The organism is Nocardiopsis sp. NPDC006139 (genome assembly GCF_040614155.1).
Classification (GTDB): Bacteria; Actinomycetota; Actinomycetes; order Streptosporangiales; family Streptosporangiaceae; genus Nocardiopsis; species Nocardiopsis changdeensis.
Genome location: NZ_JBEXTT010000016.1, coordinates 49486 through 76461, shown reverse-complemented (window position 1 = coordinate 76461; position 26976 = coordinate 49486). Strand labels below are relative to the sequence as shown.

The window sequence follows — 26976 nt, the reverse complement described above, 5'->3', positions numbered from 1 at the left end:
TCGCACATGTCGGAGTCGTCCGGGAGACGCAGGGGGCTCGGGGGTATGCCCGCTCAGTGGAGCGAGGACATCGAACGCTGGAAGAGCGCGGCGTACGAGACGCTGGCCGACGGCACGCCCCCGACCGTCGGTCAGTGGGGCGACCCGACGAATTGGGGGGTGCGCCGCCCCGTCGTCACCGCCGACGGAACGGCGGTGGTCCCGCCCTACGTCCCCCGCGACTTCGACGGCCGGCTCCGGGCGGCCGTGGACGCGGGCGGGCTCGTCCTCCTGACGGGTGAGAGGACCGCGGGCCGGTCCCGCAGCGCTTACGAGGCCGTGTCGCACCTGACCGACCACACCCTCCTCATCCCCCGCCCCGGGACCGGGCTCACGCGACTGTGGCGGGAGGCGGCCCGGCACCCCCGGTGCGTGCTGTGGCTGGACGGCGGCATCCAGTGGCTGTGGCTCGGCATGGATCCGGCGAACCCCGCGGAGGAGCTCGCCCGCTTCCTCGACGCCCCGCCGGGCGGCCACCGCCTGCTGGTGGGGATGCTCTCCCAGGACGAGCGGGCCCTGCTGGCCAGGGCGGGGAGCACGACATTGCCCTCGTACGCGGTTCGGACCGCCACGCGGCTGGCGGGACTGGAGGAGGGTGAGGAGGAGGACCTGAAGGAGTACATGGGCACCCTCATACGCTCCTTTCCCGGTCGGGCCGTGGAAGCAGAACTGGACCGGGCGGTCGAGGTGATGGTGCCCCGGGCCCTGTCGGAGGCCGAGCGCGACCGCGTGCGGGAGGTGCGATCCTGGTCGGGGGACGACCGGTTCGACCGGGTCCTCAAGAACGGCGGCCGCTACGGCTTCGCCTCCTGCATCGAGAACACCGACCTGCTGGCCGACCGCTGGGACCGGGCCCGGTCCGCCGACCCGGCCGCCGGCGGGACACCCCGCCCCCGGGGCGTCGCCCTGGTCACCGCCACGGCCCTGGTGTACAGCCGCGGCTTCCAGGGGACCGTTCCCCGGGAACTGGTGGAGCACCTGCACACGAGGTTCCTGGAGGAACGGCCGGGCGGGTCGGGTCCGATCCCCGAAACGCTGGAGGAGGCGTGGGCCTGGGCGACCGAGGCCGTGGCCGAGTCCTCGCCCATGGCCCAGCTCTCGTTCTCGTCCGGGCCGATGGCGATGTTCGAGGCCCTGTTGATCCCCTTCGAAAGCGACGGCGTCGGCATATCCCCACGGGTGCTGAACGAGGTCTGGAGCCTGTACCCGGACGACATCCCGATCACGGACGAGGAGTTCGACCGCATCCTGGGGTACGCGTCCACCATCGGCTCGGCCTCCGGCCTGGGGCGCGACGCCTCGGGGCGTTCGCGTTACGACTTGGCGGAACGCGCCTACCGTAAGGCGGTCGAACTGCGCGCGGCCACCGTGGCCCCGGACGAGCCGGTGCTCCTGGAACTCCGGGAGTCCCTGGGAACGGTGCTGACCTTCGGGGGGCGTCTCACCGAGGCCGTGGCCGAGCTGGAGGGGGTCGCCCGCGCACGGCTCCGAATCCTGGGAGAAGCCCATGAGGACACGTTGTCGACCCGGTATTTCCTGGCGCTGGCGCTGCACCGGGCGGGCCGCCTGGAAGAGGCCCTTCCCGAGGCCGAAGCGGTGCGGGAGGCGCGTCTGCACCTCTTGGGCCAGGACCACCCGGACACGGTGGAGGCCAGGAACCGGCTGGGCATGACCCTGGCCCTGCTCGGGCAGCACGGACGGGCTCGGGCCGAGTTCGAGGCCACCGTGGAAGTGCTGCGCCGGAGCGCGGGCGAGGACGCTGAGAACACCCTGTGGACCCGCTTCCGCCTCGCGCAGTCCAACGTGGGCCTGAAGCGGCTGTCCACCGCACGTGCTCAACTGCGGGAGATCCTCGACACGGCGGTGCACGCCCTGGGCGAAGAACACCCGCTCATCCCGGCGGCCATGTGGGAGCTGGCGGTGGTCTCCTCGCGCGAAGGTCTGCACCGGGAGGCCGAGGCCGGGTTCCGGGCCCTGTGGGAGCTGCGACGCCGCACGATGGGTGAGGAGCACCCGGACACCCAGAAGGCCCGGTTCGAAACGTTGATGGCCGGCTACGCGGCCGAACAGAGCGAAGGCGGTGACGTCGACCGGATCGGACTGGAGGCGGAACTGCGGGACATCGTGGCCGTCCTGGACCGCCGGCCCGATGCCGCCGATCCCCTCGAAGTGAGGGCCCGGAACACCCTGGTGACGGTACTGGTCAACGCGGGACGCTGGTCGGAGGCCGAGCCCGAGGCGCGCTCGCTGTACGAGATCCGCTCACGGATGTCGGGCCCCGACGACCCCCTCGTGTTGGCGGACCGCCACTGGCTCGGCCGGGTGCTGTCGGCCCTGGACCGGAAGGAGGAGGCCCTCGCCGAATGGCGTGCGGTGTACCAGGACCGCGCCCGAGTGCTGGGCGCCGACCACCCGGACACCCTGGCCTCCCGGTACGCCATGACCACGGCGTTGCGGGACGCCGGGTGCTATGAGGAGCACTACACCGAGGCCGCCGCGGCTCGCGACGACCTCATCCGCGACCTCGGGGAGGGCCACCCGGACCTGGTGGCCTACCACCAGGACCTCGCGGCGACGTCCTGGTGGCTGGGGCGCATGGACGAGGCGGAGACCGGGTTTCTGAAGGCCCTCCGGATGCGGCGTCGGATCTCCGGGGAGGAGCACGAGTCCACGCTCGGGCTCCGCAGCCGGCTGGCCGAACTGCACCGGGTGCAGGAGCGCTACGAGGAGGCCGAGGCCGAACTCCGCGCACTGGTGGAGGACACGCGGCGCGTGTTGGGGGAGGAGCACCGGGAGACCCTGGAGGCACGGGACAAGCTGGGCCGGACACTGTCCGACACGGGGCGGGGGGAGGAGGCCGTTCCCGAGTTCGGCGCGGCGCTGGAGGTACGGCGGCGCCTGCTGGGGGAGGAGCATCCGACCACGTTGAATACCCGGGAGTGGTACGGGCACGCACTGTCCTCCTCGGGCCGGTACGAGGAGGCGCTGGTCGAGTTCCGGGCGGTGCGTGAGGCGCGGAACCGCCTCTCGGGGCCCGACCATGAAGAGGCGCTCAAGATGCTGGAGTGGTCGGCCGGTGTACTGGTGAATCTGAAACGGTACGAGGAGGCGCTGGCCGAGTACCGGGAGCTGACGCAGGCCTGGGCCCGGGTTTCGGGCGAGGAGGCCTCGAAGGTCCTCCAGGGGCGGAGGTGGGTCGCCCACCTCCTGGGGCGCTTGGAGCGGCACGAGGAGGCGGCGGTCGAGTACCGGGGGCTTCTGGAGGTCCGGGCCCGGGCGGCGGGCCCCGAGAACGAGGAGGCGCTGGCCGACTGGAGCGGACTGGCCCTGGCACTGGAGGATCTGGGCCGGTACGAGGAGGCGCTGACCGAGTACCGGGCGATGCGGGAGGCCTCGGCGCGGGTCCTGGGCGCGGAACACGAGAAAACCCTCTGGGCCTGGGAGAGGCAGGTGCTGGTGCTGCACGAGGCGGGTCGGCTCGCGGAGGCCGAAGCCGGACTCCGCGAGATGCTGGAGGTCCGGACCCGTGTGTCGGGTCCCGAGCACGCCGACACCCTCTGGGCCCGGAGCAGGCTGGCCCTGGCCTGGAAGGGGCTGGAGTGGTACGAGGAGGCGGCCGCCGAGTACCGGGCGGTGTGGGAGATCAGGGTCCGGGTGCTGGGGCCCGACCACGAGGACACCCTGCGCAGCGAGCAGCGGATGAACGAGGCGCTCCGGGCGGCCGCGACCGAAGCCGCCGACGGCGGAGCGGACTCCCCCGACTCCGGGCGGGGGGTCGGGGGTGAGGCGTGAGGCCGGTGCACCCGGGGCGGCAGGGCGCCGACGCGGGCACCCCGCCCTGTGGGGGATCGCGGGGGTCTCGGCCGCGGGCGCCCTGACGGCGGTCCTGGTGGTGCCGCTCGGCGGAGACGGGACCGGCCCCGCCGTGGACCGGGGGCAGACCCTGGCGGAGCAGATCGCCTGCGCCGACGTGATCGTGGAGGGCGAGGTCAGCTCGGTGGAGGCGGTGACGGACCCACGAGGGGAAGGGCCCAGGGCGGCGGAGGAGCCCCTGGTGGAGGTGACCATCGCCGTGCGGGAGTGGGTCAAGCCCGCCTCCGGAGGGGAGACGGCGCGGGTGACCGTCCCGGACCCCGCCTACGCGGACCCGCTGGGGGCGCTCGCCGTGGGGACGGACGTGTTCGTCACGGTGCCCCGGTCGGCCGGGCTCCCGGCGGGCATCCACCAGGGCGCCGACGTCCCGGCCGCACGGGAGGAGGTCGAGGGGGAACTCGCCCGCGCCGGGGAGGCGGCCTGCCCGCCGGAGTGGGGCGGGCCGTGACCGCATCCGGCCCTCCCGGGCGAACGTCCACCGCGGCCGGGGACCGGGCGGTAGCCTCGTCCTGCGTCCCGGGCGTCCGCGGCGCGGGGGCGGCGACGGTGCGCGGGCCGGGACGGCCGGAGGCGGCCGCGGGGCCTCCTCCGGGGAGACCGGAGCGGGTCCCCGACCGGGGCGGCCCGCGGAGAGGACGGTGGGGATCGTGATGCCGCTGCGGGCCGCCGCGCTGCTGGGAGCGGTCATGGGCATGCGCCGCTGCGGCTACCCGTGGCCGCTGCGCCGCGCGGCCGTGGAGGAGCTGCACACCCGCTACCTGCCCGAGGACGCGGATCCCGGGGCCGGGGACGACGCCCTGTCCAGGGAACCGGAGCCCCTCGCCGAGGCGTGGGAGTGGCTGACCGCCCCCCGGGCGCGGATGCCGCGGCTGTTCCTCACCGCCGACACGGTCACCGGCATGGATCCGGAGCCGCCCCGCGGGTACACCGACCAGGTCCCGGACGCGGAGTTCCAGGTGCTCCTGGGATGCTCCTCGCGGGAGGAGGCCCTGCACATCGCCCGCACGCAGCTCGCCGACGGCGCCCTGCGGCAGGCGGAGTCCGCCTACCGGCGGGTGCGCAGGCTCCGGGGCCGCGCCCGCCGCGACGAGCGCAGGGCCGGGTTCGCCCCGCAGCGGGAGCGGTTGCAGGACCGGGCCCGGCAACGGGCCCGGACGCTGGGCCCGGAGGCCCCCGAGACCCTGGCGGCCCGGGAGGAACTGGCCGCACTGCTGTGGGAGCACCGGCGCGAATCCGCCGTCCCGGAGTACCGGGCGGTGTGGCAGGGGCGAATGCGCGCCCTCGGCCCCGACCACCCGGACACCCTGGCCGCCCGCCAGAGCCTGGCCCTGACGCTGCGCGCGCTCGCCCGTCCGGAGGAGGCCGGGGCCGAGATCGGCGAGGTCCTGCGGGACCGGCGGCGGGTCCAGGGTGCGGACCATCCGGACACCCTCAAGGCCTGGGAGCTGGCCTGCCGGGTCGACGAGGACCTGATGCGGCGGGGCGCGCGGGACCGCGGCACCGGGCCGGGAACGATGCCCGACCGGGAGCCGGACCGGCTCCCGGATCTGGAATCGGGACTGCTCTCCCTGGTGGTGGCCTCCTGCCGGGTGCTGGGCCCGGACCACCCGGACACCCTGGCCCGCCGCTGGGACCTGGGCCGGATGCCCCGGTGGCGCGGGGCCGAGGCGGAGTCGGCGTTCGAGCTCGCCCCGGTGGTCGAGACCGCCGAACGCGTCCTGGGGGAGGGACACCGGCAGGTGCGGCGCTACCACCGGGAGTGGACGGCCGGCCTGCGCGACGTGGCCGCGCGGCACCCCGAGCACCGGGCCGCGGTCGCCGACCTCGTCCAGGCCCTGGTGCGGAGGCTCGAGGGGGCGCTGGGCGAGGACCACCCGCACACCCTGGCGATGCGGACCGAGCTGCTGCGCGCGCTGCGGTGGGACCCGGCACGGCAGGAGGCCGGGCTCACCGGCGCGATGGAGTCGCACCGGCGCGCCCTGGAGGCCACCGACCCGCCGGGAGTGACGCCGGACGCGGGCCCGGAGGCTGCGTCGGATGCGGACGAGGCGGAGACGATGGTGCGGCGCCTGGAGGCCTACCGCGCCGCCGCGTCGGAGACCGTGCGGGCGCTGACCGAGGCCGGCCGGCTGCCGGGGCGGGAGCCCGGCGACCAGGAACGCCTGGACCTGCTGTTCGTCGCCGCCTGGACGCTGAGCGACATGGGGGTCCACGACGAAGCGGTGCTGGGACTGCGGGCGATCGTGCGGGGCTACCTGCTGCGGCACGGCGAGCGGGACCCGGACACCTGGCGGGTCTGGCAGGCGCTGGTGGTGACGCTGGTCCGGGCGGGCGGCCGGGAGAACCTGGAGGGCGCCGCCGCGGAACTCGGTGACCTGGTGTCGGCCCAGACCCGGGCGCTGGGCGCCGACCACTCGGAGACCCTGCGGGTCCGCAGCCGCATGGCGGCGACGTGGGCGAGCCTGGGCCTCCTGGAGGAGGCGGAGGCCGAGTACCGGGAGGTGCTGGCGGCGCTGCGCCGCGTCGCGGGACCGGAGGCCCAGGAGACCCTGGACGTGGAGCAGCACCTGGCCGAGGTCATCGGCTTCATCGAGGAGCAGGCCGAGCGGGAGGAGACCCAGCCCTGACCGGTGTTCCCGGGTGGGGGGGGGGTGCACGCGTCGCGCGTGGGGCAGGGGCACGGCCACGGGTGGACGGGAGCGGGGACGGCTCCGTCGATAGGAGCGGCCACGGCACCCACGGTGGTGAGTGCGCGGAGGCGTCGGAAGTCACGGAGTTCTGTTGCGCGACTCCTTGAACCGAGGGGTACTCGGCCTGCCCGGGGGACGGGGCGGGCCGGACCCGGCTTCGCGACGTGCTGGAAGCGCATGGGCTCCCGCCACCGCCGCGAGCGGGCGTGCCGGGCGGCCCCGGTCAGTAGGAGCCGCTGCCCTGCCAGTAGGACCAGGCCACACACGGGGTTCCGTGGGTGTCCCTGATGTGCCCGAGCCCCCACTCGACCTGGGCCTGGGCGCTGTCCCGGAACCCGGATGGCAGGCTGCCGTGCACCCCCGGGACGAACCCCGAAATGCCGACCGCCCCCGTCTCCGGGTCGGTGACCGTGTGGTCCCAGTGGGACATCGCCCCCCAGAGGTTGCTCAGGCACTGCCATTCGGCGTCCTGCCAGCCGTAGCCCTCGGCGAGGGATCGGGCGATGTTCTGGTTGTCGACCCGGTTCGGGTTGCCCTGGCCCCACTCGTACGACTCCGGCGCCTCCGGTCGATCGGCCTCGGTCCAGGTCTCCCCGCAGGAGGGGCCGCGCACCAAGCACACCATCTGCCGCACGCCTTCGTTGAAGGTCCTGCTCAGCTCCAGCTGGTACACCGCGACCATGACGGCGGCGACGAGGATGAGCACGGCCGCCGTCTCGGTCAGTGCCGCGCCCCGGTCTCCGCCATGGGGGTCCGCGGGCCACAGCCAACGCCAGAAGCGCGGGGGTCCACTGCGTTCCCCCGCACGCCCCGCAGGCCGCGAAGGCGATGGCCTCCGCGGTTCCCCGAAGTTCGTGTGCCGGGAGCCAGACAAATCATTCTCCAGAAGGTTTTGGTCGGGGGCGGTCAAGAAATGGGGATGTTCTCGATCGGCTCGAACCCGGGGATCTCCAATGTCACGTTCTCGACATCGCCGGGAACGGAGTAGACTGACCAGTAAGTGACTTGTTCCCCGGGTTCTATTCTCTTTTTGAAGGTCGACGAAGAACTCCCTGAGCACAGGCAAGATCCCAGGTTGTCCATGATGGGATGGTATCTGGAGGCCCCTTCGGAGTCGACTACTGTGACTCCTGCGTAGTTTCCTCCAGTGTAAAGGTAGGAGCGTCCAGCGAGCCAGGTCAGCACAACTCTCTCGTTGCCTTCGTTTTTTATGCTCCAAGTGATCGAGAGCAGGTTTCCTTCTGTGTTGCGCCCAGCTTGGTTTGCCTCCGCGACGAGGGAGGAGGAGCGTTCTTCGACCCCTTGTGATTCCCCAAGAGATTCAAGGTCTTCGAATTTTGGCGTATGAGATGCCGAGCTCACTCCAATTGAGAAGGCAAGTGACATGCCCACGGATGCCGAGAGAAGCCCGATTCTTCGGGTCGCTTTATTCTTCATGTCTCCTACTTTTCAAAGGTGACACTGACGCGGCGGTTTCTTTCGCGACCTTCTTCTGTGCTGTTGTCCGCGATGGGTTCGCTCGACCCGTGGCCTGCTGATTCGAATTGAACTTCTGCTCTTGTGACCAATTCTGAGAGAACTGCTTCGACTGCTGAAGCCCGGTCCTCGGAGAGGGGAATGTTGGATGCGTCGGTTCCTCTGTTGTCGGCATGTCCATCGATGTTAACCACGGATGAAGATGAGTCGTCGATTTCTTGTGCGACCTGCTCAAGGATTTCCCGAGCCTCGGGGCTTAGTTCTGCGCTGTTTGTCTCAAATAGGACATCGGAGGAGAGGATGATGCTGACTTCTTCATTGGTCTCTGTCCGGCCGGTCTGGTCTTCGAGGCCGTCGGATATCAGAGTCAGATCGAGTATTTGGTCGGCGCCGATCGACTCGTTTTCAAGGCTTTCAGTGGATTCGGTGATCGGAACATCTAGTATTGGTGGAGCGAGGGGCATGATGACACTCATGGATTCGATGTCATCGGCTGGCCCGGGGTATGCGACCCATAGTTCTTCGCTGCTTCCGCTTTGTATGGGTCCGCTCAGAGGGGGTGAGCAGAAGCAGTTTCCGTTGCTCAAGTCATAGCTGAGGTATCTCTTCTGGTTGGTGGCGTCGATGAGGGAGATGTTGCTTGCGGTATTGGCATCCCTTTCTTCGGCTAGGCCATTTGAGAGAGAGAAAGATTCTGGGGAGTTGTTTGTGATTCTTATTCTGAGCCTGAGGATGTTGTTTGCGAGATTCTCTAGGGCGAGTACCTCTATCTTGAGATCGCTTCCCAGGTCCGTCGTTGTTGTTATGGTTTGCGCGATGGCTTCCGTTGGTTTTTCTGTGCCTTGCTCTGGTTCTGTGGTGGGAGTCGCCCCAGATGCTTCTTCGGGGTCCGTTGCTTCGGAGGAAACGACGCAGCCAGAAGCAAGGAATACGAGTGTGGCCACTCCCAAGGATGAGATTCTTCGGGAGGCTCTTGCTCTGCGCCCCCGGGGTGGGGAAGCGGAGAGGGGGTTTTCCTTTTTCGGTTTCTTCATCAAATCTGCCGTTGATGCCTCGAAGATGGCTGGATGATCTTGTCAGGGGCCGCTGAGGATGTCGGAGACCGCTGTTCCAATGGACCCGCTGATGTCTTCGGGAATGCCGAGGCCCCAGATGAGGGTGGCGGCGGCGGCGATGAGAAGGAGGATGGCCGCGTACTCGATGATGGTGGCGCCGGTGTCGTTCTTCTTGGACGGGGGGACGATCAGGGCGCTCAGGGTCGCCCACAGCTTGCTCATTGGCGTCTTCACAAGGGGTCAGCTCCTTGGGGGAGGAGATCCGGGGCGACGGGCCACGTCCTCGTGGCCCGCGGCCGGGCATCTCTTCGGCCTGGTGGCCTTCATCAAGGTGAACCAAGGGTAAGGATTCACCGGTGTCAACGACTCGGCTACGGAGCGAGGCTCCTGCTCGCACAGTCGCCTCGGGGTTCTCACTATCCTGCACACGTCCCGGGCATACGCCCTGTACCTGTCCAGAAGAGGTCATCCTCCTTCACGATGCCCGTCGATCCCGGCCACCACACCTTGTCCACAGGCCCTCTCGGCTCCGTTGAAAACGCAGGTGGGGGCGCCTCTCGCGGTTCCGTCCGCCCTTCCGGGGGCGGAACCGCATTCGGGTGGAGCGCCCATGAACACGTATAACGGTCGGTGCCCGACGGGTCACCATCTTCTCAGCCGACACGTGAGGCGTCACTACTTGTCCGGTGATCGGTGGGCGATCGTGCCTACGACCGGTGCGAATGCGTTCATCCGCGTGCGCGGCGGGGATTCGGGGGTGTCTTCTTCACCCGGCTCTGGGGCGGGGGACGACAAGAGTTCACGTCCTGGAAGGGTGCCCCGCTCCGGCGGGACGCTCGCAGGGGCGAGTCCGGGCCGACCGCGGCTTCGGGAGAAGAAGCCTTCGGATGGGTGGGGCACCGAGCTCTGCCGTGAAAGGCGTCGCCGAACGGACCCGGGCCGGTCCGGGCACACCGAAGGGCCGGGCACCCACCCGCGGGGTGCCCGGCCCTTCGTCTTCCCCACCCGGGGGAGGCGGCCGGCGCCGCCTGCCAACAGCGCCCGATGGCCGCCACCCTTGCCCGGTACCCCCGGGGCGGGGACGGGACTCAGCCCAGACCGGCGACCTCCGCCAGCAGCTCGAAAGAGCGCAGGCGAGCCTCCTTGTCGTAGATCATCGACGACACCATCAGCTCGTCCACACCGGTGTCGGTGACGAACAGCTCGAGCTTGCGGCGCACCGTTTCCGGGGAACCCACGAACGAGTAACGAAGCATGTGGTCCAGGCGTTCCCGCTCCCCGGGACGCCACATGGTGTCGAGCGAGTCCACCGGCGGGCGCAGCAGCCCGCGCGCCCCGCGCAGTGTTCCGAGGAAGGCCTGCTGCATGGTGCTGAACAGGCGCCGGGCCTCCTCGTCGGTGTCGGCGACGAACGCGTTCACCCCCGCCATCGCGTACGGCGTCTCCTGCTGGCGCGAGGGGGTGAAGTTCTCCCGGTACGCCTTGAGCGCCTCGTACAGGGCATCGGGCGCGAAGTGGGAGGCGAACGCGTACGGCAGCCCCAGCTGCGCGGCCAGCTGGGCGCCGAACAGGCTCGACCCCAGGATCCACAGCGGCACCCGCAGCCCCTCGCCCGGGATGGCGCGCACAGGCTGGCCGGGGTCGGCGGGCTCGAAGTAGGACTGGAGCTCCTGCACGTCGTGCGGGAACGCGGAGGCGGCGGAGTGGTCGCGGCGCAGCGCCATCATGGTGCGCGGGTCGGTGCCCGGGGCCCGGCCCAGGCCCAGGTCCACGCGGCCCGGGTAGAGGGACTCCAGGGTGCCGAACTGTTCGGCGATGACCAGCGGCGAGTGGTTGGGCAGCATGACGCCGCCGGCGCCGATGCGGATGGTCGAGGTGCCCTCGGCGATGAAGCCGAGGGAGACGGAGGTGGCGGCGCTGGCGATCGCCCGCATGTTGTGGTGCTCGGACAGCCAGAAGCGCCGGTAGCCGAGCGATTCCACGTGTCGGGCCAGGTCGCGGGCGTCGCGCAGGGCCTGCCCGGGTGTGGACCCCTCGGAGATGCCGGCATGGTCGAGCACGGACAGGGTGATGGGCATGCTTGTCCCTTGGTGTTCGATGATCGTCGAATATCGAAGATACACCCGTCCCACTATGCTGGTGCGAAACGCCGGTGTGAGGAGGTTCGCGTGGCGGCGAGGGAGCAACACCATCCACCGCTCGACGGGGTCGAGCTGGTGACGGTGCTGGCCGCGCTGGCCGAACCCACCCGGCTGAAGATCGTGCGCATGCTCGCGGCCAGGGACGGCGAACGCGCCTGGAAGGACATCGACCTGCCGATCGCGCAGTCCACGCTGAGCCATCACCTGAAGATCCTGCGCAACGCGGGTCTGGTGCAGAGCCGTACGGAGGGCACCCGGTGCTTCATCTCGCTGCGGGACGGGGACGTGTCCGAGCGGTTCCCGGGGCTGCTGGAGACGGTGCTCTCGTGTGAGCGGGGCGCGCTCGCCTGCGGGGACACGGTGCCCGCGGACGGAGGCGCGGACGCGGCCGCGGAGGCGGCGGTCCGGTCGGTCTAGCCGACCCGGGGCGGCCGGGAACCTCTTCGGGTCTCGCCCGGGTCTCCCGTTCCCGCCCGCGCTCCGGTGTGCCGGGGCGACGAGGCGAGCGGAACCCCGCGCCCCCGGGAGTAGGAGTGAACGGGAGCGCGGGGCGCCGCCCGCCCCAGGGGCCGGGTGGCGGCCCCGGCCCCCCACTTTAGGGGAAAGGGCGAAGGCCCGGACGTATTCGAGAAAACATGCCGTTTCTCGCGAATAAGTGGCAGGTAGGTCCGTTTTATCCCCCGGGGGTCGGGCCGGAGCGCCATCCCCTGAGTGTTATGGCATATGGGGGCGGACGCGGAAAACGGAGTTTTCCCACCGGTCCCTGTACGCGTTGTGCCGCTTCGCATGAACCCTGCGCGAATGAGGTGTCCGACCGCGGCCGCTGACGACCCCCGGCATGCGCACACGAGTGTGCCCCTCTCGTCGGGTGCGTCGTGCCCGTTCGCTGCCCCTGCCCGGAGTCGTTGCCCTACGCATGCACGGGAACGCGCGGGTGCGATGCCGTTTCGGAGAACGCGCCCCCAGCCGTTCCACGGGATGGATCGGTGGAACGGCCGCGGGATTTCTACCCGGTGGAGACGTGGAAGGCGGTGATCGCGCGCGCCCGGCGGATGTTCTCCGGGGATGAACCGGCACGGAACGCCCGGGGATGTCGTCACGCCTCACACGCGCTCTTGCTGTTCTTCTTCGCCATTTCCGGAATTCCGGTATTACCTCGGTGTGGGTTTCCCTTTTTGTCGTCCCGGTCGCCGTCTGTTCCGTGGGACGGGCGCCCGGTGGGGTGGGGCTGTGTTCCGTCCAGGCACCTGGAGTCCCGGCCGACCGCCCTCCCGGGACGGACGCTCGGTGAGGTGTGTTCCAGGAGCCGTTTGCCGGCGGGCGTGGTGGGGCTGTGCTCCGTCCCGGCACTTGGGGCCCCGGCCGCCCGCCCTCCCGGGGCGGTCCGCCGCCGGGTGGGGCGGGGCCGTGTCTCCGCCCCGGCACCCGGAGCCCTGACCGCCCGTGGGGCGTCATGGCCACATGCGGTCAGCGTCCTCGGAACCCCCGTCCCTGCGGAGAAGGATGGGCGCGGCACACCGCGTGTCCCGTTCACCCCGCGGTGCTACGGTGCGTTCCCGGTGCGCGGTGGGGAGCGGCGCCCGAGCAGAGAGCGACAAGGAGTCCCCCGTGGTCGACATCGGTTCCGAGGTCGGCGGATACCGCCTGCGCCGCCTCCTGGGCGCGGGCGGTTTCGGCACCGTGTACCTGGGAGAGCACCGGGACGGCCACCGCGCCGCCGTCAAGGTGCTGCACGTCCGCCACCGGGGGGACGCCGACTTCCGGGAGCGGTTCGACCGCGAGATCGGGCTGATCAAGTCGGTGCTGCCGTTCTGCACCGCCCGGGTGCTGGACGCCGACCCCGGCGGGGATCCGCCGTGGATCGCCACCGAGTATGTGGAGGGGACGCCCCTGGAGGGCTACATCCGGGGGAGGGGGCCGGGCTCGGACGGGGACCTGTACCGGCTCGCGGTGTCCACCGCCACGGCGCTGGTGGCCATCCATCGGGCGGGGGTGGTGCACCGGGACTTCAAACCCGACAACATCCTGCTGGGGCGGGACGGGGTCAGGGTCATCGACTTCGGCATCTCCCGCGCGCTGGAGGGGACCGGGACGAGCGCGAGCGCCATTCTGGGCACACCGAAGTACATGGCCCCCGAGCAGTTCGGGGGCGGAGAGGTCACCACCGCGATCGACATGTTCGCCTGGGGCCTGGTCATGGTGTTCGCGGCCACCGGGCGGGGCGCCTTCGAGGCGCCGAACATGCCGGCGCTGCTGATGCGGGTGACCACCGGGGAACCCGACCTGGACGGGGTGCCGGAAACGCTGCTGCCGCTGGTGCGGCGCTGCCTGGACAGGGAACCGCGCAACCGCCCGACCGCCCGGGACGTGCTGATGGCGCTGCTGGGGCACCGGGACGACCCCGGTGCGGGGGAGGAGGGCCCGGGCGCCGGGCCCGACGCCGCCCGGCCCGCCACCCGGCTGATGTCCGCCGAGGAGATCGCCGCCGTCCTGGGCGCGGAGAGGGAGGCGGAACGGGGGGCGGTGGACGCCGACGGCGGGGACACCACCACGATCAGGGTGCCCGTGGAAGAGATCGCCGCGGCCGCGGCCGAGATCCGCAAGGAGCCCCCCTTCCGGTTCGACGGTGTCGACCACACCTCGCCGGTGTCCCTGGCGTACGCCTTCCAGGAGCGGTGGGACACCGCCGTCGGGTTCCTGCGCTCACCGGAGCAGCGCCGCAGGCTGGCGCAGTGGCCGCCGCTGGACGCCGCGGCCCGTGACCTGCTAGCCGACGCCCCCGCCTCCTCCGGGGACGGCGCGGGGGACGAACTCCTCCTCGCCCGGGTCGTGGCCCGGATGGCGCCCGCCCTGCGGCCCTCCTACCGGGGCGAGGACCTGTCCTTGCACCTGCTGGTGGACGGGGCCGGGGACCCGGTGCCGTTCCTGGCGGGCATCGCCGGGGCGATCCGCGCCGGGCTGCTGCGCACCCTGAGCAGGCACCACTGCCGCACCCCCGAGGCGCACGGATGCGGCCGGGGCACCCCCTGCGCCCGGTACGCGCGCACGGCGGAGAACCTGCACCTGCTCATGGAGGCCGTCGACGCCCAGCGTGAGTGGAACGCCCCGTTCGCCGACGCCTTCCCCGACGGCGGGCTGCTCTTCTCCCCGCCGCTCCCGCGCCTGGTCGCGCTGGCGCACGGGGCCGCCGCGGCCCCGGTCACCGACCGCGGCGAACTGGCCGCCCTGGCGGCGCGGGACCTGGACCCGGAGAACGCGGAACTGCGCGTCGCGGTGCGGGAGGCCGTCCTGATGGCCGCCCCCGAGGCGCAGTGGGCGCTGGCCGTCACCCTGCGCGAGGCGTCCCCGCAGCTGAACCTCGCGGCGCGGACCGTGCGCGGGATGCGTGCCCCCGCCGCCCCGGAGGAGGGGGCCGGCGGGGTCCCGCGGGAGGGGGGACTCGTCCGGAGCGACCCGGACTCCCCGGACTCCCCGGCAGCCCGGGACGCCCGGGACGACAACGTGTTCTTCTACGCGGGCATGTCCGTGCTGCTGTTCGTCTTCGCCGGGGTCGCGCTGCTGCTGGACCGGACCGGGGTGGCGGCGGTGCTGGGCGCGGTCGCCGCGGTCGCCGCCGGGGCGGGGGCGGCGACCATGTCGGCGAGGTCGCTCAGGAGCCGGCGGGCCCGGCGGGACCGTGCGCGGGACACCCCGCCGGGGGTGCCGCCGGCCGCCGGGGGACCCGGGCCGGTGGAGGGCGACGCGTCCGCGGCACTGCCGGTGCTCGAGCAGGCCCTGCGGCGCGTGGGCGGCCGGGCCGGGGAAGAAGGCCCGTCCTCGACCTTTTCCGGTACGTTCGTGTGATCATCGGGAAAACGTTACGGAACATCCGAGAACCCGCTTTTCCGGCGGTGTCCTTATTCGCCGACCGTGGCCGTGAGCGGCCACGGGACGGGTCCGGACCGGTGCTCGGAGGGCCGCTGCGCATATCCTTTTTCGTGCGAAGTTCGGTGAAGAATCGGTCATGAAGTGAACCGCGGGCGCCCGCCCGAGGTTCTCACCCGGTGCACGGCCCGCGACCCGTGCGCACCATTGGCCCCGGAGCATCGGGGAATGTACGTTCGGTATCCACCGAATGCGAGCGCCGTGTCCCGATATTCCCGAACCCCTGGTCCCAGGAGAGTGGAAGCGAACCCCCCATGGCACCGACAGTCGTCTTACCACCGAACGTCCGGCCCCTCGTGCCCGACGACCCGCCCTGGGTGGGCGCGCACCGGCTGATCGGCCGGCTCGGCGACTCCGCCCTGGGCGCCGTCTACGCCGCGCTGACCCCCGAGGGGCATCCGCTGGCGCTCAAGGTCATGGGCGAGGAGTGGGTGTCCGCGGCCGATCCCGACGACAAGGTCGTGCACCTGCGCCGGGTGCCCGGCTCGTGCGCGCTCGGGGTGCTCGACAGCGGCGTCCACCGCAACCGCCCGTGGTCCGCCGTGGAGTACCTGCCCGCCCTCGACCTGGGGCGCCACACCGGGGTGCGCGGCCCGATGGGCGGCGCCGCGCTGCTGGTGCTGGCCGCCGGGGTCGCCGAGGCGCTGATGGACGTGCACGACGGCCGGGTCCCGCACGGCGACGTCAAACCCGGGAACGTGCTGGTCACGGCGACCGGGCCGCGCCTGGTCGACTTCGGGCTGGCCCGCCAGGTGGACGACGGCGACTCGCACACCACCGTCGGCAGCCCCGGCTGGATGGCGCCCGAACGCTATGCGGGCAGCCGCCCCGACGAGGCGTCCGACGTGTTCGCGTGGGCGTGCACGGTGGTCTTCGCGGGCACCGGCCTGCCGCCGTTCGGCACCGTGGTCTCACAGGCCGACGCCGCCGTCCGGGCACGCGGGTACGTGGACCTGTCCGCGCTCCGGCCCGAGCTGGCGCGCGTCCTGGAACGGGCCCTGGAGCGTGACCCGGCCCGGCGGCCCTCCGCCGAGGACGTCTACCTGGAGTGCCTGGCACTGCTGGGGGTCCCCGAGGACACGGTCCGCGAGGAGTGGAGCGACCGGCTCCACGGGGCGGCGCGCACGCACTGGCCGTACGTGGACGTGTCCTGGCACCGGCCCGAGCTGTGGACGCAGGCGGCCCGCGGGCTGGACGAGGAGGCGGCCGCCTCGGGGCGGCGCACCTGGACGCCCGGGACCAGGGTGCGGAACGCGCGGCGGCTGGTCAGCACCCGCGACCCCATCACGGGGGAGCTGATCATGGTGCCCGCCCCCGACGACGGGCCGGGGGAGGCGCACGGCGGCCCCGGGCCCGAATCCGATGGCGGTGGGCGGGGCGTCCCGGAGGGCGCGGCCGGCGGCCGGGGCGGGCGCTCCCGCCGTCGGCGCCGCGAACGGCGCGGCGGTGCCGGGCGGATCCTGGCAGTCGGCGCCGCCTGCTGCTTCGCGCTGGCGGTGGCCGGGGGCGGCGGGTACGTGCTGTTCGACGCCCTGGCCCAGGACGCCGAGCCCGTCTCCGAGAACCCCGGCGGCCCGGACGGCCCGGGGGAGAGCGCCGCACCCACGGGCATCGACCTGGTGTCCGCCTCGCTCGACCGGCTGACGCGGGCGCGCACCCTGGAGCTGACCATCCTCACCCACGCCGGGAACGGCGAGGGGTACGGGCAGCCGCTGCCCGCGGACACCGCGGCCGAGCCCACCCTGTTCGACCGGGTGCTGTACCAGGCCGACCCCGAGGCGGTGCGCTGGACCAGCACCGTCAGCGGGGCGCGCGCCAGCGACCTGATGCTGGTGGACGGAGAACTGCTGTACAGCGACACCACCGCCTGGAACGGGCCCGCCGTGTGGCGGCCGGCCGTCCCCGAGGAGCTGGGCGCGTCGGAGGCGGTGTTCGACCCCGAGAGGATCCTGGAGCCGATGGCCCGGGTGGTGGAGACCGGCACCGTCACCTCGGAGGAGGAGACGGTGTTCGACGCTCCCGGGCCGACGGAGGACGCCTACGGGCACCTGGCGGGGGAGGACCCGCCCGACGGGGTCCCGGCGGTGCTGGTGGAGGGGACGTTCCGGCCCTCGGAGGAGTCGCCGCAGGAGTCGGCGTTCACGCTGGTGGCGACCGAGGACGGGCAGCCCCTGGCGTTCTCCACCGAGGGGCCGCCGCAGGGCGGGTACGTGCTCAACGGGCGGCCGGTGGCGCAGGCGGTCCCGGCGGCCTTCGCGGAACCGGTCCCGGCGCCGGAGTACTGGTACACGCGGTACACGTTCGCGGGGCTGGACGGGGACCTGGAGGTGGGGGTCCCGGCGCCGGAGGAGGTCCAGAGGTGACGGCGGGCGGGGGCCGCCCCGGGCGGGGCGGCCCCGCCCGTGCACGGGATCAGGCGCGCTCCGGGACGCGGTCCGGCACCGGTGCGGCGGAGGCGGCCGGGACGCGGAAGGCGGCGACGCACATCCAGACCAGGTCCGCGGCGATGACGGCGCGCTCGGTCACGCCGAGCAGCGCCGGGAGCTCCCGGAACGCCATGGCGTCCACCAGGGTGACCACGAACAGGACCATGGAGGCGGCCAGGACGGCGGTGACCGGGGCGAGCGCCCGCGGGGTGCCGGGCAGGCCGCGCCACCGGCGGGCGAGCACGACCGCGGCGGTGGTGAAGGAGCCCAGGGCCACCCAGGCGGCCAGGCCGTGGACGGTCTCGGAGACGGAGGGGGCCGCCCAGTTGCCGGGCGGGTCGGCCGGGAAGACCGCGGAGACCGCGATCCCCGCGGCCCAGATCCAGAGCAGGACCCGGCCGGGCCGGTCGGCCACCCGCACGGCCGAGGCGGCCCCGGCCAGGGCGAGGCCGACCAGGCCCACGGTGACCAGCCAGCCGTGGCCGGTGTTGACGAACCGGCTGACGGTCTCGGCGACCGGGCTCATCTCACGGTTGACGAGGTCGGAGAGGATGAAGGCGGCGGCGCACAGGCCGCTCCCGGCGAGGATCGCGGTCCGCGTGTTCAAGGGGGAGAAGGTCATGGGGGAAAGGTACGGAGCGGGTGCCGGCCGCCGCGTCCCCCGCCGGGAGGCACCCCGGGGCGGTCCGGCACCGCCCGGGGAGCACGGCGCCTGCTCCCCGGGGAGCAGACGCCCTACTCCGCGCGGGGCAGCGGGGGCGCGACCAGGGGTTCGCGGCGCCGGGTGAGACGGCGCACCAGCACCTCGGCGGGACCGCGGCGGCCCGCCCTGCGCAGGGCCTCGGCGGCCGCGACGGACGCCAGCCAGGTCGCGACCGCCACGGCGGCCGCGCCCGCCGCGCCGAGGGAGGCCCCCAGGCCCAGGCCGTAGGGGGCGAACACCGCCGTGAACACCAGCGATTGCAGGAGGTAGCAGCTCAGGGAGCGCTCGCCCACGGCGGCGACGGCCGCCACCGCCGGCCCGGGGGCGGGCACGGGCGCCCGGGTGCCGTCGTGCGGGGACGTGCGCGCGGGGCGGGATTCCCAGCGGGCCGCGAGGAGGGCGATCAGCGCGGCCCAGCCGATGCCGCCCGCCCAGCCGCCGAGTTCGTGCAGGACCGCCAGCGCGCCGTCCAGACGCGGCCCCGCGGGCACCCATCCGGCCGTCACCAGGGCGCTGGGCAGCCCCGTCAGCACACCGGCGCCCAGCCCCCAGACGGCGGCGGACCGCAGCAGCGGCCGGTGCGCCCCGGGCTCCTCCAGGAGGCGCCGGTGCCCCGCCCAGACGCCCAGGACGATCGTGGGCATCGCCACCAGCAGCATCGTGATCGGCGTGTAGAGGGTCCACTCGTTGAACCGTTCGACGGACGCCGCGACGAAGGACGGCTCCACCAGGGACGGCGCGGCCACCGAGGAGTCCCCGCCGTCGACCGGGAGCGACAGCGCCCACACCGTGTGGACGGCCGCCGACGCGGCGGCGAGCACCCCGGCGGTCCACCACAGCGTCACGTCGCGCGCCCGCACCAGGCCGACGAACAGCAGCAGCGCCAGCCCGTACGCGCCCAGGATGTCCACCGGCAGCAGCAGGACGCCGTGCGCGGCCCCCAGCGCCAGCAGCACCCACCCGCGCCGCCGCAGCAGGATGCGCGCCTGCACCCAGCCCCCGCCGGAGGCCCGCACCCGGCGCGCGATCATCACCGCGCCGTAGCCGAACAGCAGGGCGAACAGCGGGATCGCGCGCCCCGACACCAGGGTGAGCTGGACGAACGTCACCACCTGGTCGGCCAGGGTGCGCACCGTCTCCGGGCCGGTGAGGAAGAAGCCGGCGTTCACCAGTGCGATGAACAGCAGCATGAACCCGCGGGCGAGGTCCGGGGCCAGTGAGCGCCGTGCCGGTCCGGGGCCGTCCGCCCGTGCGGACCCCGTCCGGTCCCGGGGGGTGTGCGAAGCCATCGGTGTCTCCTGTTCCGTGGTATCGGCCGTTTCCGCCGAGGCGCCGAGGCCTTCGAAACTACGGAGGGCGGGGTGCCGCGGTCGCTGGGGCGGTCCCGTCGATGGGGGGTGGGGCGGGCCCTACCGGACCGGGCTCCGCGGCCGGACGCCGCTCGGAGAGCGGGGGACGCGCCCCCGCCGTGTCCCGGCCCCGGCGGTTGACGCGCCCCGGGGCATGGCATACCGTGTCGCGCGTGCCACGTGTCCCCGACCACGAGCAGTGGGCCGGTCGGGTCGACGGGCGAGCACACGATCCGAGGGAGAGCCGACCATGAGCACCCAGCACGCCTGATCCGCGTTCCGGTGCGGCGTACAGCCGCGCCCTCCGGCGGCCTCCCCGTTCCCGCATCCCGACCCCGTCCGCGTTCCTCCGTGTCCGCGGACGCCGGCGTCGGCATGCCCCTCTTCCCTGAAACCGTGTCCGCGGCGCCCGCGCGCACGGACCTCTCGGGGCGGCCGCCCACCCGCATTCCCCCGTACCGAGAGGAGACCTTTTGCAGAACACACAGGACACCGACACCTCGCAGGCCGCCCGCGGCGGCGGCCCGGCCGCGACCGGCGGCCCCGGACCGCTGGCCCGGCCCGAGCCGTACGTGAGCGACTTCAACCGGCCCGTGGTCGCGGAGTTCCGTGCCAACGGCGGCCGCGTCGGCGGCATGTTCGAGGGCGGCGACCTGCTGCTGCTCACCACCGTCGGCGCGCGCAGCGGCCGCGAGACCACCAGCCCGCTCGGCTACGTCCGGGCGGACGGGCGGCTGTTCGTCATCGCCTCCGCCGGGGGCTCGGACCGGCACCCCGCCTGGTACCACAACCTGCTCGCCCACCCGATGGTCCGGGTCGAGCTGGGCACCGAGGAGTTCTCCGCGGTCGCCGTCCCCGCCGAGGGCGAGGACCGCGACCGCCTGTTCGCCGAGGCCGTTCGGGTGGCCCCCGGGTACGGCGACTACCAGGCCGGGACCGACCGGGTCCTGCCCGTGGTGGTGCTGGAACCGGCGGTCGCCGGGGACGGCCCGGGGGCGGAGGAGGCCGCGGCGAACCTCGCGGAGAAGCTGGTGCAGGTCCACCGCTGGCTGCGCGGGCACCTGCGCCGGATCCGCGAGGAGACCGACGCCTACCTCGCCGACCGCGACGGGCGCGCGGCCCGGGAGGGGGAGGTCCCCGCCCCCGGGCTCAGCCTCCAGCTGCGCCAGCACTGCCTGGCGTTCTGCGAGTCGCTGCGGTTCCACCACGACGGGGAGGAGCAGATGCTGTTCCCCTCCCTGGCGGAGCGGTACCCGCACCTGGCCGGCACCCTGGAGCGGCTGTCGGAGCAGCACCGCGAGGTCGACCGCATCCGCGAGGGCATCCAGGCGCTGCTGGCGGAGGTCGCCACCGCCGACCCGGCCGCGTTCCGCGCGGACCTGGAGAGGATGAGCCGGGAGCTGGAGGCCCACCTCGACGAGGAGGAGGCAGGGCTGCTGCCCCTGCTCGCGGAGGTCCCCCTGCCGGGCTGACGCCGGCGCGGTCGGCCGGAGACCGGCCCGGGACCGCGCCGACCTGCTCGGACACCGCCGACCCCGAAGGCCGCGACCGGCTCACGGGGTCGGCGGGCGCCGGGTAGGTAGTGGCCGCCGGGGCACTACGTAGCACCCCCCGACGTGTACGAAGTTACGTAGTGAACACGTATGGTCAGGGTCGCCCTCCGTGACGGATTCTTGATCCCGGGTGGCCACCCTTCCACATCCCCCGTCCCCCACCATCCCCCCGAAGGGTTCTCCGCATCATGCGCAAGAGCAAGATAGGCGCGGCCCTCGCGGCCGTCGCCCTGCTGCCTGTCATGTTCGCAGCACCGGCCCTCGCGGAGGAGGTCCCCGACTTCCTCGACACCTCCGACACCACCGAGCGGACCTACATCGTCGTCCTGGACGACTCCGCCACCCCGCAGGACGTCGCCGAACGCCACGGCGACGACCCGATCGGCGTCTACGAGCACGCGCTCACCGGCTACGCGGCCGAGATGACCGCGGCCGAGGCCGCCGAGCTCCTCCGGGACTCGGACGTGGCCTACGTCCAGGAGGACCAGCCGGTCCACACCTTCGAGCAGGACGTGCCCGACGGCATCGCCCGCACCTTCGCCCCCGACAACCCCGGCCTCGCGATCAACGGGCAGGACGACTACGTCCCGGACGTGGCCGTCGCCGTCCTGGACACCGGTGTCGACGGAGCCCACCCCGACCTCAACGTGGTGAACTCCGTCAACTGCACCAGCGGCACCTGCGTCTCCAACACCGCCTCCGACGGCAACGGGCACGGCACCCACGTCGCGGGCAGCATCGCGGCCATCGACAACGGCGAGGGCGTCGTCGGCATGGCGCCGGGCGCGGACATCTGGAACGTCCAGGTCCTCAACTCCAGCGGCAGCGGGAGCCTGGCCGGCATCACCGCCGGCGTGGACTACGTGGCGGCCAACGCGGGGGACATCGCCGTCGCCAACATGAGCCTGGGCTGCGAGGGCTGCACCGACCAGGCGCTCGGCCAGGCGATCACCTCGGCCGTGGACTCCGGGGTGGCGTTCGCGGTGGCCGCGGGCAACAGCTCGCGCGATGCGGCGAACTTCTTCCCCGCCAACCACCCCGACGTGCTCACCGTGTCCTCGATGGCGGACTCCGACGGCGCCCCCGGCGGCAACGGCGGAGCGCTCGGGTGCACCGGGGACGACGACGACACCCTGTCCTACTTCTCCAACTACGGCCAGGTCGTCGAGATCGCGGCCCCCGGGTCCTGCATTATCTCGACCGTCCCGGGCGGCGGGTACGGCAGCTCCAGCGGCACTTCCATGGCCTCCCCGCACGCCGCGGGCGGCCTGGCGCTGCTGGCCGTCGGCAACGCCAAGCCCACCGACCGCAACGGGGTCATGGCGATCTACGACACCCTGATCTCGGCCGGCAACCAGGACTGGGACGACACCTCCGGCGACGGCCACCACGAGCCGCTGCTGGACGTGGGCGACCCCGCCACCTTCCCGGCCGACGGCGGCACCACCCCGCCCGACGGGCCGGTCGCGTCGATCACCCACGCCTGCGACGACACCACCCTGACCTGCTCCTTCGACGGCTCCGGCTCCACCTCCAGCGGTGAGGTCACCGCCTGGGAGTGGGAGTTCGGCGACGGCGCGGGCGACAGCGGCACCACCGTGGAGCACACCTACGGCGCCGAGGGCGACTACACCGTGACCCTCACGGTCACCGACGACTCCGGGGCGACCGACAGCGCCACCGCGACCGTGTCGGTGGGGTCCCCCGGCGGAGGCGACGGGCCCACGGCCGACTTCGACGGCGGGTGCTACTCGTTCTGGTACCTCTGCGAGTTCGACGCCGGCTCCTCCACCGCGGGCGACGCCCCGATCGTGTCCTACGCGTGGGACTTCGGCGACGGGACCACCGGCAGCGGTGACTACACCTGGCACTTCTACCCCGGTCCCGGGACCTACACCGTCACGCTGACCGTCACGGACGCCGACGGGGCGACCTCGACGGCGACCAGGACGGTCCGCCTGTAACACCCGCCCCACGACCCATCCCCTGCGCGGCCCCTCCCCGATCCCCCGGGGAGGGGCCGCGCGCACGGGACGGGTCCGCGGGCGCGCGGGGGCGGGCGCACGGCCACCAGTGGCCAACGGGTTTGCCGGTGGGCGCGCCAGGCGCGACGATGTCCGGTACCGGAACAGGACAACGGAGGCACACCCCTCATGACGCCGCACCCCTCGCAGAGCCTCTGCGCGCGCACCGAACCCCTCACCTCCGAAGACCCGAGCGAGGTCGGCGGGTACCGGATCGAGGGAAGGGTGTCCGACGGCGGAGGCGGCGTGCTGTACGCGGCGCGCCGCGACGGCGGGGAGCCCGTGCTGCTCGGCCTGGCGCGCGGGCGGGAGGCAGGGGAGCCGCTCCCCGAGCCGGAGGCCGGGGGCGTGTGCGCGGTCGGGGCGATCGAGACCGGTGAGCACGACGGGCGGCCGTGGTCGGTGCTGCCCGACCAGCCGGGGCCGGACCTGCGCGGACACGTGGCTGCGCACGGGGCGCTGCCCGAATGGGGCGCGGTGGTGCTGGCGGCCGCGGTGGCCGAGGCGCTGGCGGTGCTGCACGGGGAGGGCACCGCGCACGGGCAGGTGGGGCCGGACGCGGTGGTGCTGACCGGCGCGGGGCCGCGCCTGCTCGACACGGGGCTGGGGCGCAGGGCCGACGCGCCGGAGGCGCCCGGGCTGCGGGGCGTCCCGGGCTGGGTGGCCCCGGAGGTGTACGAGGACGGGCGGTCGACGGCCGCCGCGGACGTGTTCGGGTGGGCGGCCCTGGTGGTGCTGGCGGCGACGGGACGGGAGCCGTTCGGCGAGTCGCCCGCCTCCCGGCTGGGCCGCCGGGCGGCGCTGGTGGAGATGGAGCGGCGCGCCCGGCAGGACGGCGTGGACCTGGAGGGGGTGCCGGCGGGCCTGCGGGAGGTGGTCGCGCGGGCGCTGTCGCCGGAACCGGGCGAACGGCCCTCGGCGGAGGACGTGCTGGCGGTGGCGCTGCTGCACCTGGACGGACGCGACGGGGGCCCGGCGGCGGAGCGGCTGCGCGCCGCGCTCCCGGGCGGTGCGGTCGGCGCGGCCGCCGCAGGCGTCCCGGGTGGCTCTGCCGCCTCCGAGGACACGGGCGACCCGGCCGCCTCTGAGGCCGCGGCGGCCGCGGCCGTCACGAGCGGCCCGGAGCCCTCCGCCGCCTCGGAGACCGAGGCCGTTCCCGGCGGCGCGTCCGCCCCGGGTGCCACAGCCGAGGCAGGGGCACCGACCCCGGCGGTCCCCGGCGCCCCGGAGGCCGCGGCCGCCTCTGACGCCTCGTCGGACTCCGCCGCGAACGCCCCGGAGACCTCGGCCGCCGCGGACGACCCCGATGTCACGGTCGTCACGGGCGATTCGATGGCGTCGGCCGCTGCCGACGCCGTGGCGGCGGCGGGCGCCTCCGCCGGCGGTGGAGCGTCCTCTCCGTCGGACACGGACGACCCGGTCGCCACCGCGGCCTCCGACGACGCGCCTGCCGCGGAAGCCGCTGCCGACGCCGGGCCGGTGAAGCCGGCGGGGACGCTGGGGTTCGGGATCTACACGGAGCCGGTCACCCTGGAGGGCTCGGCCGTCGCGCCTCTGGAGTCCGCCGGGGCCGGGGCGGGTTCCGGGATCTATGCGGAGTCGGCGACCCCGGAGGGCTCGGCCGTGGCGCCTCCCGAGTCCGCCGGGGCCGGGGCGGGATTCGGGATCTACACGGAGCCGGTGACGCCGGAAGGTTCGGCCGGGGCGCCCTCGGCCCCCGCCGCGCCCTCGGCCCCGGCGGTGCCGTCCGCCGCGCCGGGGACGGGTTTCGGCATCTACGCGGAGCCGGCGACCCCGGAGGGCTCGGCCGGGGCCCCCGGCGGGCCCGGGACCTCTAACGCCCCGGCCGACACGGCCCCGGCGTGGGGCGCGCCGCAGGGGGCGGCCGGGACGACCGCCACGATGGTGCGCGAGCCGGCCCCGGGCGGTCGCGCGGGGCTGCTGGTCAACGCGGCCGTGGTGGGCGCGGTGCTGCTGGGGGTGCTGGTGGTGATGCTGTTCCGGACCGGCGTGCTCTGATCCCGGTCCGGCGCGCGTACGCCGGGCGGCCGCCGCCTCCGGCGGCCCCCGGCACGGCGCGCCTCCTCCGCCGAGCGTCCGAGAGAGGTAGAGCCGTCGCCGTCCGCGGCGGCGTCCCGCCCCGCTCCGCGCTCCCGAGGAGGCCCCATGAGCGAGGAACCCCCCGCCGAACGGCGGCGTCCACCGGTCGCCGGGGCGCTCCGGACCGCGGCGGGGGTCCTCGGGTTCTGCGGCCGCGTCGTCCTGGCCGCGGCGGCCGCCACCCTGGCGCTGGCGTGCGTCCACTGGCTCGACGGGGGCCCCATGCCCGGCGCCCGGCTGGCCGCCCCCCTCGTCCCCGTCCTCCTGGTCGTCCTCGCCTGCCTGGGCCTGTCCGCCGCGAAGGTCCTCCTGGCCGCCGGCGCCACCCTGCTGATCTGCGTCGGCCTGATGATCACCCTCACCGTCGCCGAGCTGTACCCGCTGCTGCCCGTCATCGGCCGGATCGACACCGCCTCGCTGGCGCAGTGGGCGCTCGGCGACCGCCTGATCCTCTACGGGCTCCCCGTCCTGCTCACCGCGCTGCTGTTCGTCGCCGTCGAGACGAACCTCTCCGGGCTGATCCCCGTGGCCGGAGCCCCCGTCGCCCTGGTGGCGACCGGCGCCGCCGTGTTCGGCTCCGGGGCGGAGCCGGTGCCCGCCCTGTGGGACGAGATCGTCCGGGGCGGCGGGATGTACACCGGGTACGCCCTCTGGTCGGCGGCCCTGGTGGCGGTCACCCGGATCGCGATCCTCGTGGAGCGCCGCCGGGGCTAGCCCCCGAGGATGGTGCCGAGGTCGACCTCGGTGCCCAGGAACATCGAGCCGACGATGAGCAGCAGCAGCCCCGGCAGCAGGGTGACCGCGGTGATCATGGTGACGCGCGGGTTCAGCCGCTGCGCCTTGCGGCGCATGTACTGGGCGTCGGCGCGGCGCATGTCCTGGCTGATGTTCACGAGGGTGTCGCTGAGCGGGGCGCCCAGCTCCTCCGCCTGCTGGATGGCGGTCACGAACTTGCTCAGCGAGTCGTTGCGGTTGCGACGGCGCAGCATCTCGAACGCCTCCCGGCGGGAGATGCCCAGCTCCATCTGGCGCAGCGCCAGGGTGAACTCGTCGGCCAGCACCCCCGGCATCGACTCCGCCACCCGGCCCACCGCGGCGCGGAACGACAGCCCCGCGCTGACGGTCACCGCGAGCACGTCCAGGAAGTCCGGCAGCTGGGACTGCACCCGGTCGGCGCGCTCCTGCGCCTGCACGTACAGGTTGAGGTCGGTGAGCCCCGCGAACGCCAGCACGATGACCCCCAGCAGGGGGTTCCCCACGAGGAACATCAGTGTCCCCAGCGACCCGTACAGGGCGATCTCGCCGATCTTGCGCCGCAGGTACCGGTCCGGGGTCAGCCCGTCGGGCCTCCCCGCCGCCTCGATGCGCCGGGCGATGGAGCGCCGCCGCGTCTCGCCCAGCGACTCCAGCACCATCCCCGAGAACGGCCGCCCCAGCGCCTCGGTGATCCGGTGCAGGACGAACGTGCGCTCCTCCCGGGTGCGCGGCGGCGGCCCCGCCGGCTCGTCCACCCGGACCCGGGTCTGCGACATCATCAGGAACACCCCGTACGCGGCGGTCAGGACGACCAGTGCGGCGGCCGCCGACAGCGCGGCGGGGACGACCCAGGCCAGGTTCATCGGA

Annotated in this window: 18 protein-coding genes; 10 read left to right on the top strand and 8 right to left on the bottom strand. The window is 73.5% G+C overall.

The window, feature by feature from the left end; translation table 11 throughout:
• The first annotated feature begins 45 nt into the window (after window positions 1-45).
• The 3 genes from ABZ249_RS21105 (at window position 46) to ABZ249_RS21095 (ending at window position 6539) form a co-directional block, all read left to right on the top strand.
• Window positions 46-3831 carry a tetratricopeptide repeat protein gene (locus ABZ249_RS21105; protein WP_355265525.1) on the top strand — a complete coding sequence of 1262 codons (3786 nt, stop codon included), beginning with the start codon at window positions 46-48 and terminating at the stop codon, window positions 3829-3831.
• A complete protein-coding gene (locus tag ABZ249_RS21100) occupies window positions 3821-4360 on the top strand; it encodes a hypothetical protein (protein WP_355265522.1) in 540 nt (179 codons plus the stop codon). Before ABZ249_RS21105 ends, ABZ249_RS21100 begins: the two co-directional genes overlap by 11 nt.
• A gap of 190 nt (window positions 4361-4550) precedes the next feature.
• Entirely contained in the window at window positions 4551-6539 is a 1989-nt protein-coding gene (locus tag ABZ249_RS21095; RefSeq protein WP_355265519.1) for a tetratricopeptide repeat protein, read from the top strand.
• Between the two features lie 286 nt (window positions 6540-6825).
• On the opposite strand, the gene ABZ249_RS21090 is transcribed toward ABZ249_RS21095, so the two are convergent.
• The 5 genes from ABZ249_RS21090 to ABZ249_RS21070 all read right to left on the bottom strand — a co-directional run bounded on the left by ABZ249_RS21090 (window position 6826) and on the right by ABZ249_RS21070 (window position 11211).
• Complete coding sequence (locus tag ABZ249_RS21090; RefSeq protein ID WP_355265516.1) at window positions 6826-7308, bottom strand: hypothetical protein; 483 nt, start codon at window positions 7306-7308, stop codon at window positions 6826-6828.
• Between the two features lie 200 nt (window positions 7309-7508).
• Complete coding sequence (locus ABZ249_RS21085; protein WP_355265513.1) at window positions 7509-8039, bottom strand: hypothetical protein; 531 nt, start codon at window positions 8037-8039, stop codon at window positions 7509-7511.
• Between the two features lie 5 nt (window positions 8040-8044).
• Window positions 8045-9022 (bottom strand): OmpA family protein, encoded by a 978-nt coding sequence (locus ABZ249_RS21080; protein WP_355265510.1) that lies wholly within the window; start codon window positions 9020-9022, stop codon window positions 8045-8047.
• Between the two features lie 132 nt (window positions 9023-9154).
• Window positions 9155-9355, bottom strand: coding sequence for a hypothetical protein (locus ABZ249_RS21075; protein ID WP_355265507.1), 201 nt, complete (start codon window positions 9353-9355; stop codon window positions 9155-9157).
• Window positions 9356-10221: 866 nt separating this feature from the next.
• On the bottom strand, window positions 10222-11211 hold the full coding sequence (locus ABZ249_RS21070; protein ID WP_355265504.1) for an LLM class flavin-dependent oxidoreductase: 990 nt from the start codon (window positions 11209-11211) through the stop codon (window positions 10222-10224).
• Window positions 11212-11301: 90 nt separating this feature from the next.
• Between ABZ249_RS21070 and ABZ249_RS21065 the strand changes: the two genes are divergently transcribed.
• From ABZ249_RS21065 to ABZ249_RS21055, 3 genes are all read left to right on the top strand, one after another.
• Window positions 11302-11691: a metalloregulator ArsR/SmtB family transcription factor gene (locus tag ABZ249_RS21065; RefSeq protein WP_355265501.1), complete on the top strand. Its 390-nt coding sequence runs from the start codon at window positions 11302-11304 to the stop codon at window positions 11689-11691.
• A 1191-nt stretch (window positions 11692-12882) separates the two neighbouring features.
• The gene (locus ABZ249_RS21060) at window positions 12883-15117 is read left to right on the top strand and encodes a serine/threonine-protein kinase (RefSeq protein ID WP_355265498.1); all 2235 of its coding nucleotides are present in this window, start codon (window positions 12883-12885) and stop codon (window positions 15115-15117) included.
• Between the two features lie 335 nt (window positions 15118-15452).
• Window positions 15453-17561: a serine/threonine-protein kinase gene (locus tag ABZ249_RS21055; RefSeq protein WP_355265495.1), complete on the top strand. Its 2109-nt coding sequence runs from the start codon at window positions 15453-15455 to the stop codon at window positions 17559-17561.
• A gap of 49 nt (window positions 17562-17610) precedes the next feature.
• On the opposite strand, the gene ABZ249_RS21050 is transcribed toward ABZ249_RS21055, so the two are convergent.
• Both ABZ249_RS21050 and ABZ249_RS21045 read right to left on the bottom strand, forming a co-directional pair.
• Window positions 17611-18246, bottom strand: coding sequence for a DUF998 domain-containing protein (locus ABZ249_RS21050; RefSeq protein ID WP_355265492.1), 636 nt, complete (start codon window positions 18244-18246; stop codon window positions 17611-17613).
• A 113-nt stretch (window positions 18247-18359) separates the two neighbouring features.
• Entirely contained in the window at window positions 18360-19616 is a 1257-nt protein-coding gene (locus ABZ249_RS21045) for a DUF418 domain-containing protein (RefSeq protein ID WP_355265489.1), read from the bottom strand.
• A 611-nt stretch (window positions 19617-20227) separates the two neighbouring features.
• Between ABZ249_RS21045 and ABZ249_RS21040 the strand changes: the two genes are divergently transcribed.
• From ABZ249_RS21040 to ABZ249_RS21025, 4 genes are all read left to right on the top strand, one after another.
• Window positions 20228-21148: a nitroreductase/quinone reductase family protein gene (locus ABZ249_RS21040; protein ID WP_355265677.1), complete on the top strand. Its 921-nt coding sequence runs from the start codon at window positions 20228-20230 to the stop codon at window positions 21146-21148.
• A gap of 269 nt (window positions 21149-21417) precedes the next feature.
• Entirely contained in the window at window positions 21418-23193 is a 1776-nt protein-coding gene (locus tag ABZ249_RS21035; protein ID WP_355265486.1) for a S8 family serine peptidase, read from the top strand.
• A 189-nt stretch (window positions 23194-23382) separates the two neighbouring features.
• Window positions 23383-25272 (top strand): protein kinase, encoded by a 1890-nt coding sequence (locus tag ABZ249_RS21030; protein ID WP_355265484.1) that lies wholly within the window; start codon window positions 23383-23385, stop codon window positions 25270-25272.
• Between the two features lie 147 nt (window positions 25273-25419).
• Window positions 25420-26067 (top strand): hypothetical protein, encoded by a 648-nt coding sequence (locus tag ABZ249_RS21025; RefSeq protein WP_355265481.1) that lies wholly within the window; start codon window positions 25420-25422, stop codon window positions 26065-26067.
• Here ABZ249_RS21025 and ABZ249_RS21020 read toward each other — a convergent pair.
• Entirely contained in the window at window positions 26064-26972 is a 909-nt protein-coding gene (locus ABZ249_RS21020) for a type II secretion system F family protein (RefSeq protein ID WP_355265478.1), read from the bottom strand. The genes ABZ249_RS21025 and ABZ249_RS21020 overlap by 4 nt on opposite strands.
• Window positions 26973-26976 lie beyond the last annotated feature (4 nt).

Excerpts from the sequence above, each read along its gene's own strand:
- ABZ249_RS21070 (WP_355265504.1), bottom strand. The coding sequence starts at position 11,211 with ATGCCCATCACCCTGTCCGTGCTCGACCATGCCGGCATCTCCGAGGGG.
- ABZ249_RS21075 (WP_355265507.1), bottom strand. The coding sequence starts at position 9,355 with ATGAGCAAGCTGTGGGCGACCCTGAGCGCCCTGATCGTCCCCCCGTCC.
- ABZ249_RS21035 (WP_355265486.1), top strand. The coding sequence starts at position 21,418 with ATGCGCAAGAGCAAGATAGGCGCGGCCCTCGCGGCCGTCGCCCTGCTG.
- ABZ249_RS21020 (WP_355265478.1), bottom strand. The coding sequence starts at position 26,972 with ATGAACCTGGCCTGGGTCGTCCCCGCCGCGCTGTCGGCGGCCGCCGCA.
- ABZ249_RS21045 (WP_355265489.1), bottom strand. The coding sequence starts at position 19,616 with ATGGCTTCGCACACCCCCCGGGACCGGACGGGGTCCGCACGGGCGGAC.
- ABZ249_RS21085 (WP_355265513.1), bottom strand. The coding sequence starts at position 8,039 with ATGAAGAATAAAGCGACCCGAAGAATCGGGCTTCTCTCGGCATCCGTG.
- ABZ249_RS21055 (WP_355265495.1), top strand. The coding sequence starts at position 15,453 with ATGGCACCGACAGTCGTCTTACCACCGAACGTCCGGCCCCTCGTGCCC.
- ABZ249_RS21050 (WP_355265492.1), bottom strand. The coding sequence starts at position 18,246 with ATGACCTTCTCCCCCTTGAACACGCGGACCGCGATCCTCGCCGGGAGC.
- ABZ249_RS21025 (WP_355265481.1), top strand. The coding sequence starts at position 25,420 with ATGAGCGAGGAACCCCCCGCCGAACGGCGGCGTCCACCGGTCGCCGGG.
- ABZ249_RS21105 (WP_355265525.1), top strand. The coding sequence starts at position 46 with ATGCCCGCTCAGTGGAGCGAGGACATCGAACGCTGGAAGAGCGCGGCG.
- ABZ249_RS21030 (WP_355265484.1), top strand. The coding sequence starts at position 23,383 with ATGACGCCGCACCCCTCGCAGAGCCTCTGCGCGCGCACCGAACCCCTC.